General features: G+C 68.6%; 17 protein-coding genes. 11 read left to right on the top strand and 6 right to left on the bottom strand.

The window, feature by feature from the left end; genetic code table 11:
• Positions 1-158: 158 nt before the first annotated feature.
• The 4 genes from DFR50_RS11525 to DFR50_RS11510 form a co-directional block, all read right to left on the bottom strand.
• The gene (locus tag DFR50_RS11525) at positions 159-1,832 is read right to left on the bottom strand and encodes a formate--tetrahydrofolate ligase (protein ID WP_113889445.1); all 1,674 of its coding nucleotides are present in this window, start codon (positions 1,830-1,832) and stop codon (positions 159-161) included.
• Positions 1,833-2,101: 269 nt separating this feature from the next.
• Positions 2,102-2,401, bottom strand: a complete 300-nt coding sequence (locus DFR50_RS11520; RefSeq protein ID WP_170153171.1) for a hypothetical protein — start codon at positions 2,399-2,401, stop codon at positions 2,102-2,104.
• A 229-nt stretch (positions 2,402-2,630) separates the two neighbouring features.
• A complete protein-coding gene (locus tag DFR50_RS11515; RefSeq protein WP_170153170.1) occupies positions 2,631-3,098 on the bottom strand; it encodes an SET domain-containing protein in 468 nt (155 codons plus the stop codon).
• A 64-nt stretch (positions 3,099-3,162) separates the two neighbouring features.
• A complete protein-coding gene (locus tag DFR50_RS11510; RefSeq protein WP_170153169.1) occupies positions 3,163-3,957 on the bottom strand; it encodes an SAM-dependent methyltransferase in 795 nt (264 codons plus the stop codon).
• A 203-nt stretch (positions 3,958-4,160) separates the two neighbouring features.
• Here DFR50_RS11510 and DFR50_RS11505 point away from each other — a divergent pair, with 203 nt between their 5' ends.
• The 9 genes from DFR50_RS11505 (at position 4,161) to DFR50_RS11465 (ending at position 14,697) form a co-directional block, all read left to right on the top strand.
• Positions 4,161-4,817 carry a methyltransferase family protein gene (locus DFR50_RS11505; protein WP_113889443.1) on the top strand — a complete coding sequence of 219 codons (657 nt, stop codon included), beginning with the start codon at positions 4,161-4,163 and terminating at the stop codon, positions 4,815-4,817.
• A gap of 610 nt (positions 4,818-5,427) precedes the next feature.
• Positions 5,428-5,583 (top strand): hypothetical protein, encoded by a 156-nt coding sequence (locus tag DFR50_RS32055; protein ID WP_170153168.1) that lies wholly within the window; start codon positions 5,428-5,430, stop codon positions 5,581-5,583.
• 804 nt (positions 5,584-6,387) lie between these two features.
• Positions 6,388-7,182 (top strand): inositol monophosphatase family protein, encoded by a 795-nt coding sequence (locus DFR50_RS11495; protein ID WP_113889355.1) that lies wholly within the window; start codon positions 6,388-6,390, stop codon positions 7,180-7,182.
• 107 nt (positions 7,183-7,289) lie between these two features.
• The gene (gene hyfB, locus DFR50_RS11490; RefSeq protein ID WP_113889354.1) at positions 7,290-9,302 is read left to right on the top strand and encodes a hydrogenase 4 subunit B; all 2,013 of its coding nucleotides are present in this window, start codon (positions 7,290-7,292) and stop codon (positions 9,300-9,302) included.
• Positions 9,293-10,252 (top strand): respiratory chain complex I subunit 1 family protein, encoded by a 960-nt coding sequence (locus DFR50_RS11485; protein ID WP_113889353.1) that lies wholly within the window; start codon positions 9,293-9,295, stop codon positions 10,250-10,252. Before hyfB ends, DFR50_RS11485 begins: the two co-directional genes overlap by 10 nt.
• On the top strand, positions 10,249-10,911 hold the full coding sequence (locus tag DFR50_RS11480) for a hydrogenase-4 component E (protein WP_113889352.1): 663 nt from the start codon (positions 10,249-10,251) through the stop codon (positions 10,909-10,911). The genes DFR50_RS11485 and DFR50_RS11480 overlap by 4 nt, the downstream gene beginning before the upstream one ends.
• Positions 10,908-12,353, top strand: a complete 1,446-nt coding sequence (locus DFR50_RS11475) for a hydrogenase 4 subunit F (protein ID WP_113889351.1) — start codon at positions 10,908-10,910, stop codon at positions 12,351-12,353. Before DFR50_RS11480 ends, DFR50_RS11475 begins: the two co-directional genes overlap by 4 nt.
• Before the next feature lie 383 nt (positions 12,354-12,736).
• Positions 12,737-14,194, top strand: coding sequence for a hydrogenase large subunit (locus DFR50_RS11470; RefSeq protein ID WP_113889350.1), 1,458 nt, complete (start codon positions 12,737-12,739; stop codon positions 14,192-14,194).
• Positions 14,194-14,697, top strand: a complete 504-nt coding sequence (locus DFR50_RS11465; protein ID WP_113889349.1) for an NADH-quinone oxidoreductase subunit B family protein — start codon at positions 14,194-14,196, stop codon at positions 14,695-14,697. The genes DFR50_RS11470 and DFR50_RS11465 overlap by 1 nt, the downstream gene beginning before the upstream one ends.
• A gap of 454 nt (positions 14,698-15,151) precedes the next feature.
• Here DFR50_RS11465 and DFR50_RS11460 read toward each other — a convergent pair whose 3' ends face one another.
• Both DFR50_RS11460 and DFR50_RS11455 read right to left on the bottom strand, forming a co-directional pair.
• Positions 15,152-15,772 carry a glutathione S-transferase family protein gene (locus DFR50_RS11460; RefSeq protein ID WP_113889348.1) on the bottom strand — a complete coding sequence of 207 codons (621 nt, stop codon included), beginning with the start codon at positions 15,770-15,772 and terminating at the stop codon, positions 15,152-15,154.
• Positions 15,773-15,830: 58 nt separating this feature from the next.
• Complete coding sequence (locus DFR50_RS11455; RefSeq protein ID WP_113889347.1) at positions 15,831-16,370, bottom strand: carboxymuconolactone decarboxylase family protein; 540 nt, start codon at positions 16,368-16,370, stop codon at positions 15,831-15,833.
• A gap of 116 nt (positions 16,371-16,486) precedes the next feature.
• Here DFR50_RS11455 and DFR50_RS11450 point away from each other — a divergent pair, with 116 nt between their 5' ends.
• Both DFR50_RS11450 and DFR50_RS11445 read left to right on the top strand, forming a co-directional pair.
• Complete coding sequence (locus DFR50_RS11450; RefSeq protein ID WP_113889346.1) at positions 16,487-17,371, top strand: LysR family transcriptional regulator; 885 nt, start codon at positions 16,487-16,489, stop codon at positions 17,369-17,371.
• Positions 17,372-18,429: 1,058 nt separating this feature from the next.
• Positions 18,430-19,191 carry an SDR family NAD(P)-dependent oxidoreductase gene (locus DFR50_RS11445; RefSeq protein ID WP_113889345.1) on the top strand — a complete coding sequence of 254 codons (762 nt, stop codon included), beginning with the start codon at positions 18,430-18,432 and terminating at the stop codon, positions 19,189-19,191.
• Positions 19,192-19,214 lie beyond the last annotated feature (23 nt).

Here is a 19,214-nt window from a genome sequence, read left to right as displayed (position 1 = left end):
GGACGGCTCAAAGCCGACGGCCTCCTGCGCGCCGACGCGTCGACGCCGAAGCGATCAGCCCGCCCACGTCTGCTCGGCCGCTCGCCGACAAGGACCCGCAACCCGGTCGTCAAAACAAAGCGATCGCCCTGGACAATCGCGCCCGGATAGCCGCGGCGTCAGAACAACCCCTCGATCTCGCCATCCACAACGCGAATCCGCTCCGCCGCCGGGCGGCGCGGCAGTCCCGGCATGGTGCGGATGTCGCCCATCTGGGCGACGACGAAGCCGGCGCCGGCGCGCAGGCGCACGTCCTTGACCGTGACGGTGAAGCCGGTCGGCGCGCCGAGCCGGCTCGGATCGTCGGAAAACGAATATTGGGTCTTGGCGACGCAGACCGGCAGCGCGCCGTACCCGGCCGCGTCGAGGGCGCGGAATTTTTCGCGCACGGCGTGGTCGGCGACCACGTCGTCGGCGCCGTAGATTTCGCGCGCGATCGCGCGCGTCTTGTCCCAGAGGCCGAGTTCGTCGGGATAAAGCGGCTGGAACTGGCCTTCGCCGGCGTCGGCGAGGGCTGCGACCGCGTGCGCGAGCGGCTCCGCGCCGGCGCCGCCGCGCGCCCAGTGGTCGCAGGCGACCGCGGTGAGGCCGAAGCGCTCGCCGACCGCGCGGCGGACCAGATCGAGTTCGGCCTCGGTGTCGGCGGTGAACCGGTTGACCGCGACCACGACCGGCACGCCGAACTTGTGGATGTTGGCGATGTGGCGCGCGAGATTGGCGAGCCCGGCCTTGAGGGCGGCGAGATTCTCGATTCCGAGCGCGTCCTTGGCCACGCCGCCGTGCATCTTGAGCGCCCGGACGGTCGCCACCACCACCGCCGCGGCGGGCTTCAGTCCGGCCTTGCGGCACTTGATGTCGAAGAATTTTTCCGCCCCGAGGTCGGCGCCGAAACCGGCTTCGGTGACGACATAGTCGGCGAGTTTCAGCGCGGCCCGGGTGGCCACCACGGAATTGCAGCCGTGGGCGATGTTGGCGAACGGGCCGCCGTGGACGAAGGCGGGCGTGCCTTCGAGCGTCTGCACCAGGTTCGGCTTGATCGCCTCCTTGAGCAGGGCGGACATCGCGCCCTCCGCCTTCAGGTCGGCCGCCGTCACGGGCTTGCGGTCGTAGGTGTGGGCGACCACCATCCGGCCGAGGCGGCGCTCGAGGTCGTCGATGTCGGCGGCGAGGCAGAACGCCGCCATCACCTCGGAGGCGACGGTGATGTCGAAGCCGTCCTCGTGCGGAAAGCCGTTCGAGGGGCCGCCGAGGCCGACCACGACCTCGCGTAGCGCGCGGTCGTTCATGTCGATCGCGCGCTTCCAGGCGATGCGGCGCTGGTCGATTCCGAGCGCGTTGCCCCAGTAGATGTGATTGTCGAGCATCGCCGCGAGCAGGTTGTGCGCCGAGGTGATGGCGTGGAAATCGCCGGTGAAGTGGAGGTTGATCGCGTCCATCGGCACGACCTGGGCATGGCCGCCGCCGGCGGCGCCGCCCTTCATGCCGAAGCAGGGGCCGAGCGACGGCTCGCGCAGGCACACGATCGCTTTCTTGCCGATTCGGTTGAGCGCGTCGCCGAGGCCGACGGTGGTGGTGGTCTTGCCCTCGCCCGCGGGGGTGGGATTGATCGCGGTGACCAGAATGAGCTTGCCGTCGCGCCGGTCCGCCCCCGCTTCGCGCAAAAAGTCCGGCTCGATCTTGGCGATGAACCGGCCATACGGCTGCAGCGCCTCCTCGGGAACGCCGATCGATGCGGCGATGTCGGCGATCGGTTTCAGGGTTGCGGCGCGGGCGATCTCAATGTCGGAACGCATGGGGTCCTCGGACGTGATGACGCCCGAGCCATCCACGCTCCCGCGCGGCTTGGCAAGCCCGCGGCCGCGGGCCGCCAAGCCCGTTTCGGGCCTCTCGCCGGCAGCGTCGGCGGACGCCTCGTCTTCCGCTCGCGGCGGCTCGTCTGACAGGGCGATCGCACGAAAGGCGCAACGGCCGCCGCCGGCGGACGCCCCGGCTAAGAAGCCGTGCGGGCGCCCTTCGAGGGGGAGTGACGCGACGCCGGAGAGAACCCCCGCCGGCCGCCGGTTCAGGCGAACTTCGCAACCGCTCGGCGCGCGCCGCTACGGCCGAGCGCCGAGACGGCGATATAGCCGCCGATGAACGACCCGCCCGCCGCGAACACGACGTAGACCCAGTTCGAGGTGAAGCTGATGACGGCGACGGCCGACAGCAAGTACCAGGCGCCGCTCCAGGACGCCGCTCCGAGACGGCGGCGCGCGGCGACGTTGGATGTGTACATCACATAGGCCGCGTCGGTCGCCGCGGTGGACAGGACGACGCCGGCGGCGACGAGAGGGCTGATGGCTGGCAGGATCGGCAGGATCATGATGGTCTCCACGACTCGAGTGCGGCGGCCGATTGGCTCGATGGCTTCCCCGCCGGCGCCCGGCGGGGAGCCGCGGTCGCGGCGAACCCGTCCCGGTCGCCCGGCGGGGTCTGGACGCGATCCCGGTCGCCCGCCCACACGGATCGTGGGCCGACGGCGGTCGCGAGGGATGGCCGGTCGAGCGGGCGACCGGGAGGGGGCGCCGGCGCCGTTCCGGCCGGCCCGGCCGTCAGGCGCCGACGGCGAGGCACGGGGAAGCGTTCGCGTCGGCCTCGGCGGCGATCCGCCGCCGGAGGTAGGGCGAGAAGTGCTGGCCGTACCTGCGCCGCAGACGGGGGAGCCGCCAGTCGTCCGCGGTGAACGCGCCGCGGCATTCGGGGCTCCCGCAGAGGCAGGCGGAGAATTCCTGGACCGTGCTTTCAGAAGTGGCGTAGTCGAAGCAGATTTCCTCGCCCGCGGCGATGTCGCGCCAGGCGATGAGCGTGATCTGGCCAGCCAGGACGGCGTTCGGGTCGCAGCTGTGATTGACGAAGTCGGCCAGCGACTCCTCGCCCAGCGGCGTCGCGATGTGGAGGTCGTCCTCGACCTGCAGGGCGTAGCGCAGGCCGAGGCGATTCCGGATCTTCGCGGTGGTCACGACGCAGCCGCCCCAGGTGAGGAGGTAGTCCCCGCGCGCGAACGGTCGGTCCGCGAACACGCCCCGGCCGCCGCAAGCGGCCCGTTCTCCCAGCCGCAGTCCGTCCGCATGATGATGCATCGGTTCAGCCCGCCCTGCGCATGACGGCGATCATCCGGCGCGACGCCTCCGAATTGTCGAGCGGCTGATCGAGCCGGAAATCTCCGAACCAGCCGACGAGCTGCAGGGCGCCGGAAACGCCAGCGAGGGCCGCGAGTTCCGGCGGATACAGGAAGCGCTCGCGGGCGCTGTCCACGAATTCGAACCGCTCGCCGCCGTCGCGAACCTGCATCCGGGTCTCGGGCCTGACCACCATCGTGACCGGATCGATCACCGGATCGTTGATCGCCCAGTCGATCCTGACCTCGACGTCGCCGCGCGAGCCCGAATAGCTCCAGGCGCCGTAGCGAAACGGGGTGCAATCGCGCGGGTGTGTCGATTCGACCACATAAAGCCCGCCCGGAACGAGGTTGCGTCCGACGGCGCGCAGGTGATCGACGATCTCGTGCTGCTCGACCAGGCAGTCGAGGCTGTCGTAGGAGGTGAGCGCGATGTCCGCCGCCTCCGGCAAGGTGAAGTCCCGGATGTCCCCGACCATCCAGTCGAGTCGGCCGGCCAACGCCTCCTGCGCCGCTTCCGCCTCGGCGAACGCCGCCATCTCGGGACGGATGTCCAGACCGATGGCGTGGACGCCGACCTCGCGGGCGAATGCGCGCGCGTGGTACCCGGGGCCGCAGGCCAGGTCGACCAGCGTGCGCGGCGGGCGGCGGTTGTAGGCTTCGAACAGCGCGCGGAGAAATTCGACCTCTGCGTCCACGTCGCGGCGGAACACGATATCGTAATAGACCGCTCGCCTGTAGAGATCGTTGTACTCGCCCACTGGCCCCTCTTCAACAATGAACGTCATCGAGTTGCACAACAGTCAGCCGACGTTGTCCTTTTCTCAGCCCCGTTGCGCTATGGCTTCCTTGCATTTGTTGATGGTGCTTATTTCTTCCGATCTAACGTTTGAGCATGACATTGATGTTACACTGCGCGCGTCGGCGCTTGGCCCGGGACGGCGCGCGGGCTTACCATCCGCTCATGACGTCGCTTCGCATCGCGCTCCTCACCACGATCAGCCTCGCGATCTTCCTCGGCCTCGCGGCGGCCGGGGAGGGCGGTGCGGCGCGTTTCTTCGCCTCGCCGCCGTTCGTCGCCGTGACGCTCGCCACGATCGCGCTCGGGATCGCGGCCCTGTTCACCCGAGGCCATGTCGGACCGGGCGTCCGCGAGGACCGCTCCAACCGCTGGGTTCTCGCGGCGGTCACGGTCCTCGGCGTCGCGCTCGCCTTCCTGCCGCCGCTGTGCGATCGCTTCGACACGCTGACCTTCGGCGGCCAGGCCGTGCGCTGGCTCGGCGTCGCCCTCTATGCGGCCGGCGGCGTCCTGCGCCTCGCGCCGGTGTTCGTCCTCGGGCGCCGGTTCAGCGGCCTCGTCGCGATCCAGCCGGACCACGTTCTCGTCACCGACGGGCTCTATGGCGTGATCCGCCACCCGTCCTATCTCGGATTGCTCGTCACCTGCGTCGGCTGGAGTCTTGTCTTCCGCTCGATCGTCGGGCTCGCCCTCACGGGCGCGATCGCCCTCGTCCTGGTCGCGCGCATGAACGCCGAGGAGCGGCTGCTCGGCGAAACCTTCGGCGCCGAGTATGCGGCTTGGCGCGCCCGGACGTGGCGGCTGGTGCCGTGGGTCTACTGAGGGGCGGCGGCGCGATGCAGGGCCCGGCCCGGACAAGATATAACAATCACTATTAGTTTTAGCGCGGAGTTGGCTTCGCCGCCGCCTTCCGCAACGGCGCCGCGGGCGTCCGCGCCGGGCGGCGGAGACGGGGTTTCGGGACATTTGGTCTCTCTTGGATTCCCTCGCGCGAAGCGGGCCTTTTCAAAGGTTTGCGGCGGCGCCGCGGGGCGAACGTAACTCCCAACCCCGTCATTGCGAGGAGCAAAGCGACGAAGCAATCCATGCCGCCGCTTGCTTCCTGCGGAAAAAATCGCTCCGTCTTTGCTCGCAAGGAAGGGCGGCGGGACGACCAGAGGGCGCGACAGCGGCCCAGCGGCCCTAGATCGCTTCGCTTCGCTCGCGATGACGGCGCTATTCGCTGCCGGCTTGGGAGTTACGGGCGAACAAATTTGGCTTCCCGCCGTTCCCCGCGCCGCCCAGCCGGCCCTGCCGTCTGGGGCGTGCGGACGGGGCTCGACGGCGGACGGAGGGGATCGGACAAGGGCGGCCTCGCTGTCGTTTCGTCGCTCCCGGGTGTCGAAGCAGCTTATGTCGCGACCCATTAGCGGGCGAGCGCGATGCGTAGGCGTTGGGCTCGATCCCGAAATGCGAGTTCGCCGCCTTCCAAAATGTCGCAGGCCATCTGCCGCACGTGTGCCTCTTCGATGCGCCTTGCGTCGCGATACTCGTGCGCCCGAAGATCGAGCAGTTCCTGAAAATCAATCGCTCCATCGCGGTCAAGTGATGAATGGGCTTCGAAAATAACTCGCTCAATTTCCGCTATGAGGCGCGGTACGCCCTCGATCGAGCACAGAATTTCAACGAATTGTTGGTGAAGCGGAGTTGGCCCAGAAACCTATTTAGTTCCACGACGTGATTGGGGTCGTCTGGACATACTAACAAGTGGATGTTGACAAAGCTGCCTTTCACGGTGCCTGTGTCGAGACGAAGCTCGATGTTTGGAAAGAGTAGATCGCAGGCCTTAAGGCGGCCGGACTCTTTAAACGCCTTCACGCGCTCATAGGACCGCGTGATGCAATAGTCCGTCACCCCGATCGCCCGCAGGGGCGGAACCGCCGCCTCTAAGGCCGAAATGTAGTTTTCCATGCCGGATGCTGGATAATGGTCCTCAAGAACTGTGCCCGGAGCGTGGATGTGCGGCTCCCATCGGTTCCATCCCGATCCGCGCGAAACTACGATCATCTCAGCTTTTCCAACCTTCAACCCGCCGTAATTGTATGTTGCCGAAATGGAAATTGAAAGGCAGCACTGTGGGGCTTCGCGGTGCTAAATGGGCCTCGCCCACGGTTTGTACGAACGGATTCATTCGGAGCGCGCTTCCGGAATTTCCCATCATGCCGCCGGTCTCTCCTTCGGCCAACGTGCGGTCCCCTCAGCAAGACGCCCGTTCCAGGCTCACCCGCCAATCCCCGCAAGGGTCTGAAACCCGGCCTCCCAAGCCTCCGTCGCCATCGGCGGAAACCCTCGATTTGCGTCGCCCCGGCGCATCCCCTAAAGCAGCGCCTCTCTCAAAACAGGGGCCCCCGCCATGATCCGTTCCGCGCTCATGACCGTCATGACCAACGCCGCGATCAAGGCCGGGCGGGGCCTCAAGCGGGATTTCGGCGAGATCGGCAATCTGCAGGTGTCGATGAAGGGGCCCGGCGACTTCGTCAGCCTCGCCGACAAGAAGGCGGAAAAGACGCTGTACGAGGAGCTCGCCAAGGCGCGCCCCGGCTACGGCTTCGTTATGGAGGAGAGCGGCCAGGTCGAGGGAACCGACCAGAGCCACACCTGGCACATCGACCCGCTCGACGCGACCACCAACTTCCTGCACGCGATCCCGATCTTCGCCATCTCGATCGCGCTCGAGCGCGAGGGCCAGATCGTCGCCGGCGTCATCTACAACCCGGCCGACGACGACATGTACGTGACCGAGAAGGGGCAGGGCGCCTGGGGCGGCAACCGCCGCCTGCGCGTGGCAGGGCGCACCGAACTGTCGCAGGCGCTGATCGGCTGCGGCGTGCCGCATCTCGGCAAGGCGCGCGAGCATCCGCTGTTCAAGGCCGAGCTCGCCGCGGTGATGGCGCGCGTGGTCAACGTGCGCCGCCTCGGCTGCGCTTCGCTCGATCTCGCCTATGTCGCCGCCGGCCGGTTCGACGCCTTTTGGGAGCGCGGCCTCAATTCCTGGGACATCGCGGCGGGCGCGCTCTTGATCCGTGAAGCCGGCGGCTTCGTCACCGACGCCGACGGCGATCCCGACTACCTGAAGACCGGCTCGATCTGCGGCGGCAACGAGATCATGCACCGCGAAATTCTGGCGCTGTTGAAGAGCGCGGCTTAACTGGCGGCAAATTTCTGCTACGCTGGCGCGGAAAATATCGAACGAATCATGTAGGTTTTTGCGCCGGTGAACAGGGAAGCGGACTCATGGCCTGACGGCGCGGCGCAATGACCGCCGTCGCGCTCTGCCTCGCGGCCGTGGCGACGTTGCTGGCGCTGGCGCTCGCGGGCGGGTTCGTCGCGGCGACGTCGTTCGGCCGGGCGCTGGTCTATGGCGGGACGTTGGCCCTGTCGCTGCTCGTGCTGCTGGTCGCAGGCGACGCGCTCCTGGTCGGCGCGGCCGGCGAGACGCTCATGCTGCCGCTCGGCCTGCCATGGGTCGGAGCGCGGTTCCACGTCGACCCGCTGTCGGCGTTCTTTCTCGTCGTCGTCAGCCTCGCGGCCGCCGCGGCCAGTCTCTACGCCCTCGGCTACGGCCGTCACGAGCGTGATCCGGGGCGGGTGCTGCCGTTCTTCCCCGCCTTCCTCGCCGGCATGATCCTCGTTCTCGTCGCCGCCGACGCCTATACGTTCCTCCTGTCGTGGGAGTTCATGTCGCTGGCGTCCTGGGCGCTGGTGATGGCGCATCACCGCGAGGAGCAGAACGCGCGCGCCGCCTACGTCTATCTGGTGATGGCGAGCTTCGGCACGCTGGCTCTGCTGGTCGCCTTCGCGCTGCTCGCCGGCCCCGACGGCCACTACGCCTTCGCCGCCATGCGCGCCGCGCCGCCGGCGGCCGGGGCGGCGACGCTCGCCTTTCTCGCCGCGCTCGTCGGCGCGGGCTCCAAGGCCGGCCTCGCGCCGCTGCACGTCTGGCTGCCGCTCGCCCATCCCGCCGCGCCCAGCCACGTCTCGGCGATGATGAGCGGGGCGATGACCAAGGTCGCCGTCTACGCCTTCATTCGCATCGCCTTCGACCTCGCCGGCAGCCCCGACTGGCGCCTCGCCATTCCCCTGCTGATCGTCGGCGCGGCGAGCGGCATCATCGGCGTCCTGCAGGCGCTGATGGACAACGACCTCAAGCGGGTGCTCGCCTATTCCACGATCGAGAACATCGGCCTCGTGTTCGTCGGCCTCGGCTTCGCTTACGCCTTCCGCGCCGCCGGCTTTCCGGCGGCGGCGGCGCTGGCGATGACCGCGGCGCTGTTGCACGCCTTCAACCATGCCGTGTTCAAGAGCCTGCTGTTTTTCGGCGCGGGCGCGGTGCTGTCGGCGACCGGCGAGCGCAGGCTCGACAAGCTCGGCGGACTCCTCAACCGCATGCCGGCGACCGGGCTCTTCATGCTGGTCGGCGCGGCGGCGATCTCGGCCCTGCCGCCGCTCAACGGCTTCGTTTCCGAGTGGATGATCCTGCAGTCGGTGCTGCTGAGCCCGAGCTTTCCGCAATGGACGCTGAAGATTCTCGCGCCTGCGGTCGGCGCCGGGGTCGCGCTGACCGCGGCGCTGGCCGCCGCCTGCTTCGTGCGCGCCTTCGGCATCCCGTTCCTCGGCCGTCCGCGCAGCGAGGCCGCCGAGCGGGCGGGGGAGGTCGACCGGTTCTCGCTCGCGGCGATGGCCGTCCTCGCCGCGCTCTGCCTCGTCGCCGGCCTCTTTCCCGGCCAGGCGATCGACGCGCTCGCCGCCGCGACCGATCTCGCGGTCGGCGCGCACATGCCCAGCCAGTCCTCGATGCCCTGGCTGTCGATCGCGCCGGTGGCGGCGAGCCGCAGCTCCTACAACGGCCTGCTCGTCGGCGTCTTCATCCTGATGTCGGCGACCACGGCGTCGACGATCATCCACCGTTTCGCCTCCGGCGCGGTGCGGCGCGCGCCGGCGTGGGACTGCGGCTTTCCCGATTCCTCGCCCTCGACGCAATACAGCGGGGAAAGCTTCAGCCAGCCGATCCGTCGGGTGTTCGGCCGGATCGCCTTCGTCGTCGAAGAGCGGATCGACATGCCGCGTCCGGGCGAGACGCGCCCGGCGCGTCTCGAACTCAGGCTCGGCGACCGGATCTGGAACACGCTCTACCGGCCGCTGATCGTCGCCGTCGAGCGCGCCGCGGTGCAGCTCAACCGCCTGCAGTTCCTCACCATCCGGCAGTACCTCGGCGTCGTGTTCGGCGCGCTGGTCGCCCTTCTGGTCGTGCTCGCGACATGGCCATGATCGTCGAACTGGTGTTTCAGCTTCTGCAGGTGACGCTGGTCATCCTGATCGCGCCGCTGCTGACGGGGGTGGTGCGCGCGACCAAGGCGCGCCTGACCCGCCGCCGCGGCCCGCCGCTCGTGCAGCCCTATCGCGACCTCGTCCGGCTCGCGCGCAAGGAGGCGATCGTCGCCGACAGCGCCTCGTGGCTGTTCCGCGTGACCCCCTACATCGTGTTCGCCTCGACCTGGGTCGCGACCGCGCTGATCCCGACCTTCGCCACCGGGCTCTTGTTCTCCTGGTCGGCGGACCTGATCGCGATCATCGCGCTGCTCGGCGCCGGGCGCTTCTTCCTGGCGCTCGCCGGGCTCGACGTCGGCACGAGTTTCGGCGGCCTGGGCTCGAGCCGCGAGTCCCTGTTCGGCGCGCTCGCCGAGCCGGCGATGATCGTGATCGTGTTCTCGCTCGCGCTGATCGCGGGCTCCACCCAATTGTCGACGGTCGCCGCCTTCATGACCTCCGGCGCCGTCGGCCTGCGCGTCACGCTCGCCATGGCGCTGGTCGCCTTCATCATCGTCGCGCTCGCCGAGAACGGACGCATTCCCGTCGACAACCCGGCGACCCATCTCGAACTCACCATGGTGCACGAGGCGATGATCCTGGAATATTCCGGCCGCCACCTGGCGGTGATCGAACTCGCCGCCATGCTGAAGCTCGCGCTCTACGTCTCGCTGATCATCTGCGTCTTCGTCCCCTGGGGCTCCGCGATCGCCGACGCGAGCGTGGCCGACCGTGTCGTCGGCGCCGGCGTCTACGTCGCCAAGGTGCTCGCGGCGGGCGTCGCGCTGGGCGTCTTCGAGACCAGCATCGCCAAGATGCGGGTGTTCCGCGTGCCGGATTTCGTCGGCGCGGCGCTGATGCTCGGCTTCCTCGGCGCCCTGCTCTTGTTCGTGTCGAGGACGCTCAAATGAAGGGTCTCGCCTTCGACGTCTCGCACATGCTCGCCGGCGGCCTCGTGCTGACGAGCTTCCTGCTCCTCTATCAGAACCGCCTCTACGCCCTGCTCAACATGTACTCGCTGCAGGCGGTGGTGCTGTCGCTGTCGGTCGCGTGGCAGGCCTTCGTGCAGGACGCGAGCCACCTCTACGTGACGGCCTTCATCGCGCTCCTGTTCAAGGCCGTCGTCATCCCGCTGACCCTGCACCGGATCATCGCCCGGCTCGGCATTCAGCGCGACGTCGAGAACGTCGTCGGCGCCGGGACGACGATGCTGGCCGGCCTCGCGCTGGTGGCGCTGGCCGAGGTGGTGATGCTGCGCATCGCCGGCGGCGCCGACGTGCTCGCCCGCGAGGACCTCGCCTTCGCGCTGTCGGTCGTGCTGCTCGGCCTCCTGATGATGGTGGTGCGGCGCAACGCGGTGTCGATGGTGGTCGGCTTCATGTCGCTCGAGAACGGGCTGATCCTCGCCGCGGCCGGCGCCAAGGGCATGCCGCTGGTGGTCGAATTCGCGGTCGCCTTCTCGGTGTTGGTGGCGCTGGTGGTGATCGGGGTGTTCCTGTTCCGCATCAGCGAGCGGTTCGACTCGATCGACGCCGAGGCGCTCGACAGTTTCCGGGAACGGGGCCGATGAGCCTCGCGCCGGACGCGACCGTCGTCCTCCTCGCCGTGCCGCTGGCCGCGTCTGCGCTGCTCGCCGTCCTGCCGTCGTATCGCCTGTCGGCGGCGCTGAACGTCGCCGCCGCCTTCGCCGCCTTCCTCGCCGCAGCGTCCCTGTTCGTCGCGGCGCCGCGCCCCAACGCCTACATTGTGATCGACGATCTCAACGTCGTCTTCATCGTGCTCAACACCTTCGTCGGCTTCACCGCCAGCGTGTTCAGCGCCACCTACATCGCCCACGAGATCGACACCGGCCGGCTCGGGGCGACCCATCTGCGCTTCTATCACGCGATGTATCAGTTCCTGCTGTTCGCCATGAATCTGGCGCTGATCGCCAACAACATCGGCCTCATGTGGGTGGCGATCGAGCTGGCGACGCTGACCACGGTGCTGATGGTCGGGATCTACCGCACGCAGGCGGCGATCGAGGCGGCGTGGAAATACTTCATCCTCGGCAGCGTCGGCATCGCGCTCGCCTTGTTCGGCACGATCCTGATCTACATGGCGGCGCAGCCGGTGGTCGGCGAGGGCGTGCCGGCGATGCTGTGGACCACCCTGATCGAACACGCGCCGCAGTTCGACGAGACCCTCCTCGACCTCGCCTTCGTCTTCCTGCTGCTCGGCTACGGCACCAAGGTCGGCCTCGCGCCGTTGCACGCCTGGCTGCCCGACGCCCACGCCGAAGGGCCGACGCCGATCTCGGCGGTGCTCTCCGGCCTGCTGCTCAACGTCGCCCTCTACGCCGTCCTGCGCTTCAAGCTGCTGCTCGACGGCAACGCGCGCGCGCTCGCGCCCGGACCGCTGATGGTGACGCTCGGCCTCGTCTCGACCGTGTTCGCCGCCTTCATGCTGTACCGCCGTCGCGACGTGAAGCGCATGTTCGCCTATTCGTCGATTGAACACATGGGGATCATCGTGTTCGCCTTCGGCGTCGGCGGGCCGCTCGCCAATTTCGCCGGCCTCCTGCATATGGCGATGCACAGCCTGACCAAATCGGCGATCTTCTACGCCGTCGGCCAGATCGCCCAGGTCAAGGGCACGCAGCAGATCGCCGAAATCCGCGGCCTGACCGTGTCGCATCCGCTGCTCGGCTGGAGCCTCGTGTTCGGCGTGTTCGCCATCGTCGGCCTGCCGCCGATGGGCGTGTTCATGAGCGAGTTCCTGATCGTCAGTTCGGCCTTCGAGCGGGCGCCGTGGCTCGCGCTCACGCTCGCCGCCGGCGTCCTGCTGGCGCTCGGGGCGCTCGTGCTCAGGATGCAGGGCATGGCCTTCGGCGCGCCGGTCGGCCCGACCGCGCCGGCGAAAGCCTCCGCCCTGCCGATGCTGTCGCATTTCGCGCTGGTGCTGATCGCGGGCGTGTGGCTGCCGCCGCCGCTCGTGGCGTGGTTCCAGCACGTCGCGCAATTGCTGCGGTAGGGGGAGAGAGCGATGGGTCGGCCGAGTCTCGAGCCCAAACGACGCCGGGCGGCGCGCGACTCCTTCCCCGGCTTGCTGGCGAAGGTGGCGCGAAGCGCCGGACGGGGTGTGGAAAGCAGGACGCCGCTGGCGAAGGCTTGGCGCCGCCTTCGGTCATGCCATCAGCCTTGTGGGAAGCATCGCCATCGGTCGGTCCGTGTCGCCTCGCAGCGCCTCCCGGACCGCCTGCCTTGGCGGGGACCTCCGTGCCCCCGGGTCGACGTTGATAGTGCGGCCCACACCCCATCCGGCCCTTCGGGCCACCTTCCCCGCTTCGCGGAGAAGGGGAAATCGGCCCGCGTCGATCTCCGGTCGCGGAGTGAAGACGCCGTCGGGGCGCGCCCATGACCTCCCGTCTCCTCTCCGGCGAAGCCGACTGGTTCGACGCCGGCCGGCGCATGGCGGCGGGTGAGGCCAGTCTCGTCAGCCTGTGGGGCGACGAGGGCCGCATGCGCCTCTGCCTGCGCGAGGCCGACGGCGGGCTCGCGGTCGTCGACATGGCGGTCGACCGCGGCGCGTTTCCCTCGATCGCGGCGTTGCACGCCCCGGCGAGCCGGCTCGAGCGCGCCGCCTGCGACCTCTACGGCTTCCTCGCCCTCGGCGCGCCGGACGGCCGCCGCTGGCTCGACCACGGCCGCTGGCCCTTGCGCCATCCGCTCGGGCGGCGCGCGCCCCACGACGGCGCCGCGGACCCATACGCCTTCCTCGAGGCGAGGGGGCCGGGCGTGCACCAGATTCCCGTCGGCCCCGTCCACGCCGGGATCATCGAGCCGGGCCACTTCCGCTTCCACGCCGGCGGCGAAGCGGTGGTGCGGCTCGAGGAGCGGCTCGGCTACACCCACAAGGGGATCGACGCGCTGATGCGCGGCGCGAACCTCGCGCGCGGCGCGGAACTCGCCGGTCGCGTCAGCGGCGACTCGACCGTCGCCTACGCCGTCGCCTTCGCCCGCGCCGCCGAGGCCGCCCTCGGCGCCGACGCCCCGCCCCGCGCCCATTGGCTGCGCGGAATCATGGCGGAGATGGAGCGACTGGCGAATCACTTCGGCGACATCGGCGCGATCTGCAACGACGCCGCCTTCGCCCTCATGCTCGCCCATTGCGGGATCCTGAGGGAGCGGACTCTGCGCGCGGCGAAAACCGCCTTCGGCCATCGCCTGATGATGGACGTCGTCGTCCCCGGGGGCGCGGCGGTCGACCTCGCCCCCGACGGGATCGCGGCGATCCGGGCGCTCGTGGCCGAAGCGCGCTCGACCTTCCCGAAGCTGGTGCGGCTTTACGACAACACCGCTTCGCTGCAGGAGCGCACGGTCGGGACCGGCGTGCTCGCGGCGGATCTCGCGAGCCGGTTCGGCGCTGGCGGGGTGGTCGGGCGCGCCTCGGCCCGCGACGTCGACGCGCGCCGCGATCACGCCTATCCGCCCTACGACGCGCTGACCTTCGCCGTCCCGACGCGCAAGGCCGGTGACGTCGACGCCCGCATCTGGGTGCGAATTCTGGAGGTCGGCGAAAGCCTCGACCTGATCGAGACGATGCTGGCGCGGCTGCCGGACGGCCCGGTCCGGCGCGCCCTCGCCCCCGGCGGCGGCCCGGGGGAGGGGTGGGCGCTGGTCGAAGGTTTCCGCGGCGACGTGTTCGCGCATCTTCGCCTCGCCGCGGACGGAACCATCGCCCGCTGCCATCTGCGCGACCCGTCGTGGCTGCAGTGGCCGCTGCTCGAGGCGGCGATCGAGGGCAACATCGTCGCCGACTTCCCCCTGTGCAACAAGTCGTTCAACGGTTCCTACTCGGGAGTCGACCTCTAGTGCGCGACACGCTGCTTCAGGGCCTCTTGCCGCCGCTGACCGAGGCCGCCCCCGCCGCCGACGATCCCGAGCTCGCGGCGCTGGCCGCGGCGGTCAAGGACGCCGCCGCGCGCACGCTCGGGCGCAGCCTCGCCATTCGGCACGTCGACGCGGGCTCGTGCAACGGCTGCGAGCTCGAGATCCATGCGCTCGGCAACGCCTTCTACGACATCGAGCGGTTCGGCTTCCGCTTCGTCGCCTCGCCCCGCCACGCCGACGTGCTGCTGGTCACCGGGCCGGTGACGCTGAACATGCGCGAGGCGCTGCGCCGCACCTTCGACGCGACGCCGGCGCCGAAGTGGGTGGTGGCCTCGGGCGCCTGCGCTGCCGACGGCGGCGCGTTCGCCGGCAGCTACGCGGTCGCGGGCGGCGTCGCCGCGGTCCTGCCGGTCGACCTCGTCATCCCCGGCTGCCCGCCGAGCCCGGCGGCGCTGATGCGCGGCCTGCTGGCGCTGATGGGCTGAGCCGGAAGGCGCGGTCTCCGCCGGACATTGCGCTTTAGGGCAAAGGACGCTGTGCGCCGGGTGTGCACTTTCGGCCCCTGGTCGGCGACGGCCGGAGTGCGCAAATTGCGGTCTTTATCCGACCACTCGGCGAACGCTCGTGTCCGACCACGAGCGGGCGTCAGCGGCAGGATCGGTCAATCTCGCATGAGTTCGTCTTCAACCCGAGACTGCCACCCATACAATTTAGGTAACTCCCAACCCCGTCCTTGCGAGGAGCAAAGCGACGAAGCGATCCACGACGCAGTTTGCGTCCATTTTGCAAGGATTGCTCCGTCTTCTGCTCGCAACGAAGCTCGAGGGACGGCGCGGCGGTCCACGAGCCGCAACAGCAGCCCAGCGGCCCCTGGGTCGCTTCGCTTCGCTCGCGATGACGGCGTTCTTCGGCGTCCACCTTGGCAGTTACCAATTTAGCTTAAGCCGACAGTTTGGCGATGGCCCTCGACACGGCCGGCCGCTGCTCGAGGCTCGCATACCAGCGCGCGACATTCGGCGTTTCCGAGAAATCGACGCCGGCGAATTCGCGCCGCCAGATCCAGCCGAAGTTGACGATGTCGGCAACGGAATATTCGCCGGCGAGATATTCGGCGTCGCGCAACCGGCGGTCGAGCACGGCGAGCGTCCGACGGGCCTCGGTCGAGAAGCGTTCGATCGCGAGCGGCGCAGGGGTGGGCGCGAGTTTCTGGAAATAGCCGGACTGGCCGAAAGCCGGGCCGAGGCCGGAGGCGTGGAAGAACATCCACTCGAACATGCGGATGCGGCCCACCGGATCGGCGGGAATCAGCCTGCCGAATTTCTCGCCGAGATAAATGAGGATCGCGGCCGATTCCGTGATCGTCACCGGCGCCCCATGCGGGCCTTGCGGGTCGACGATCACCGGGACCTTGCCGTTGGGATTGAGGGCGAGGAATTCGGGCGTCTTCTGCTCTCCGGCGCGGATGTTCACTTTGATCAGGCGGTACGCGGCGCCGACCTCTTCGAGCATGACGGGAACCTTGACGGAATTCGGGGTCGCGAAGGCGTAGAGGTCGATCATGGGCGCGCTCTCCGGGGAGGGAGCGGGCGCGGAGGGCGCCCGCCTCGGGTTGGACCGATCAGGCGGCGAGCTTCGAAGCCGCGGGAAAGTCGACCGCGACCTTGGTGACGCCATGCAGATAATTGGTGATGATCTTGTCGCCGACGACCACGATGACATCGACGACCGCGCCTTCGCTCCAGCCGGCGTCGAGGAACGCCTCGGTGTCGGCGGCCGCGACATGGCCGCGCTTTTCCGCGACCTCGCGCACGAAGCGGGCGAGCGCGTCGAGCTTGGGATCGAAGCTCGCGCGGCCGTGCCGGATCTCGAGGATCTGCGCGTCGGTGAAGCCGACCATCTTGCCCACGGCGGTGTGGGCGGCGAGGCAATATTCGCAATCGTTGACCTGGCTGACGACGAGATTGACGACCTCGCGCTGCTTGGCGTTCAGCGAGGACTTGGCGCTCTGCAGCGTGAGATAGGTCCCCAGAGCCGTCGCCGAATGGGCGAAGGTTGCGTAGAGATTGGGGACGAACGACAGCATTGTCTTGAGATTGTCGAAGAGCGCCTGATTGTCGGGGGACACCTGGTCGCGGGTGGGGACGCTGAAGCGGGTCATGGCTGGCTCCTGAAGGGGCGCGGGACGCGCCGGAGAACAGGACCAGGCTAGCCCTTCCATTTTGGAAAAATACTCGGCAGGGTCGCCTAACATATATTCCAGCGAGGAATGACGTTATGGACCGGCTCGCCGCCATGAAGGTCTTCGTGCGGGTGGTCGAGGCCGGCTCGTTCTCCGGCGTCGCCAGGGAAAGCGCGACGACCCAGAGCGCCGTCAGCAAGCAGGTCGCGGCGCTGGAAGCGCATCTCGGCGTCAAGCTGCTGAGCCGTTCGACCCGCGCGCTCTCGCTGACCGAGGAGGGCGAGGCCTTCTTCCCCGAAGCGCGAAGGGTGGTCGCCGACGTCGAGGCGGCGGAGCAGCGGCTGCGCGGCGGGACGCGGCTGACCGGCTGGCTCCGCGTCGCCGCTTCCGTGGCCTATGGCCGGCTGGTTCTCATGCCGAGGGTGCGAAGCTTTCTCGCACTGCACCCCGACTTGCGCATCGACCTCCGGCTCAACGACGGCTTCGCCGATCTCATCGAGCAGGGCGTCGACGTCGGCGTGCGCTTGGGCGACCTCCCCGACAGCGGGCTCGTCGCGCGCAAGATCGGCGGGTGGCGGCGCGTGCTCGTCGCGCATCCCGGCTATTTCTCGGCGCTACCCGACGGAGGGCCGCCGCTCACACATCCGCGCGAGTTGGCAGCGCATAATTGCATCGTCTACACGGAGGCCGCGAGCCGGAACATCTGGGAATTCGTCGGCGCAGGCGGCGACGTCGCGCGCGTGCGCGTGGCCGGGACGCTTCAGACCAACTCTTCCGAAGCGATCCGCGCGGCGGCGCTCGCGGGCCTTGGAATCTGCCACGCGCCGGACTGGCTGTTGCGGGAAGAACTCGCTTCGGGCGAACTGACGGCCTTGTTGCCGGCGTGGCGGAGCCGCACGACCCCGATCCATGCCGTCTATCCCGCCCATCGCAAGAACGTGAAGAAGATCGACGCCTTCATCGCGCATATTTCGAATTGATGCACAGGCTACGCGCACTTGGGCGGCTCACGACCTCGCAGGGAGGGTCCGCTAACCCTTCCAATTCCCAAACGTTCGCGTCACCGCCCCTGGCGGCGCGAGCTTCGAGGCCCGCTTACCCCGCCCGGTCCCGCCGTTGACCGTCCCTCCGCCTTCCGCCCGACTGCGACGCCATCGGCCATCCCGGGGCCGGGCGGTTGATGCGGCCGGCGAATACGACAATGTCTTTTCTGTGATTCGGAAATATGCTAACACGGAAGTCCGGAGAGGACCGTCGTGCTCTCGTCATTGTATGACTTATATGAAATGTTAAATTACACAAGAGACTTGCGTCGCCGACATGAAAACGTGACGTATCTTCCAAGTCGGGCGCACGAGCGGCGATCGCTGCGCTCAACGGGAGGGTGCGCGCCTCGCGCGCCCGGGCGGCGGAACGCCGCTCGTCCCAGCGCGCGCCCTGTCCGGCTCCTCGCGGACAGCCACCTCGGGAGTTACAAAGTGACGTTACTCCCAACCCCGTCATTGCGAGGAGCGAAGCGACGAAGCAACCCATGCCGCCGCTTGGCTCCTGCGGAAAAAATCGCTCCGTCTTCTGCTCGCAACGAAGGGCGGCGGGACGATCAGAGGGCGCAACAGCGGCCCAGCGGCCCTGGATCGCTTCCCCCCGGGCTCTTCGACCCGGGGGTCGCTCGCGATGACGGCGCTGTTCGCTGCCGGCTCGGGAGTTACAAAGTGACGTTACTCCCAACCCCGTCATTGCGAGGAGCGAAGCGACGAAGCAACCCATGCCGCCGCTTGGCTCCTGCGGAAAAAATCGCTCCGTCTTCTGCTCGCAACGAAGGGCGGCGGGACGATCAGAGGGCGCAACAGCGGCCCAGCGGCCCTGGATCGCTTCCCCCCGGGCTCTTCGACCCGGGGGTCGCTCGCGATGACGGCGCTGTTCGCTGCCGGCTTGGGAGTTACAAAGTGACAGGATTCGACACCTAACCCGTTGTAAGAACCCGGCCGGCGCCAGGACCGCGCATCCCCGACTTCTTCTCCCGAGGACGAGACCCCCAATGCCCTACGCCCGTTATCCCTCGCTGCTCGACAAGGTCGTGTTCATCACCGGCGGCGGGTCGGGAATCGGGGCGGCGATGGTCGAGGCCTTCGTCGTGCAGAAGGCCAACGTCGCCTTCGTCGACGTTCAGGTCGAGCCGTCCAGGGCGCTCGCGGCGCGGCTCGCTGCTTCCGGACAAGCCCCGCTGTTCATCCCGTGCGACCTGACCGACCTCAATGCGCTCGAGGCGGCGATGGAGGAGGCGCGGCAGCGGCTCGGCCCGATCTCGGTGCTGATCAACAACGCCGCCAACGACCAGCGCCAGGACGCCGACGAGGTGAGCGAGGAGGACTGGGACCGCACGATGGCGGTCAATCTCAAGCACCAGTTCTTCGCCGCCCAGATCGCGCGCCGGTCGATGCGCGAGATCGGCGGCGGGGCGATCGTCAACTTCTCGTCGAGCGCCTGGATGATCGGCGTCAACGGCCTGTCGGTCTATGCCACCGCGAAGGCGGCGGTGGTCGGACTGACCAAGAGTCTCGCCCGCGAGTTCGGGCCCGACAACATCCGCGTCAACGCGATCGCGCCCGGCGCCGTCATCACCGAGCGGCAGCGCCGCCTGTGGATGAACGAACAGGACATCGCCGACTACCGCGCGCGCCAGTGTCTGAAGCGTTCGCTCGTCGCCGAGGACGTGGCGCGGATGGCGCTGTTCCTGTCCGCCGACGACAGCGCGATGATCACCAAGCAATGCTTTCTGGTCGACGGCGGCTTGCGCTGACGCAAAGTCGATCCGCACGAATC

The organism is Roseiarcus fermentans (genome assembly GCF_003315135.1).
Classification (GTDB): domain Bacteria; phylum Pseudomonadota; class Alphaproteobacteria; order Rhizobiales; family Beijerinckiaceae; genus Roseiarcus; species Roseiarcus fermentans.
The sequence above is the reverse complement of the archived record's forward strand: the minus strand, read 5'-3'. Positions and strand labels throughout refer to the sequence as shown.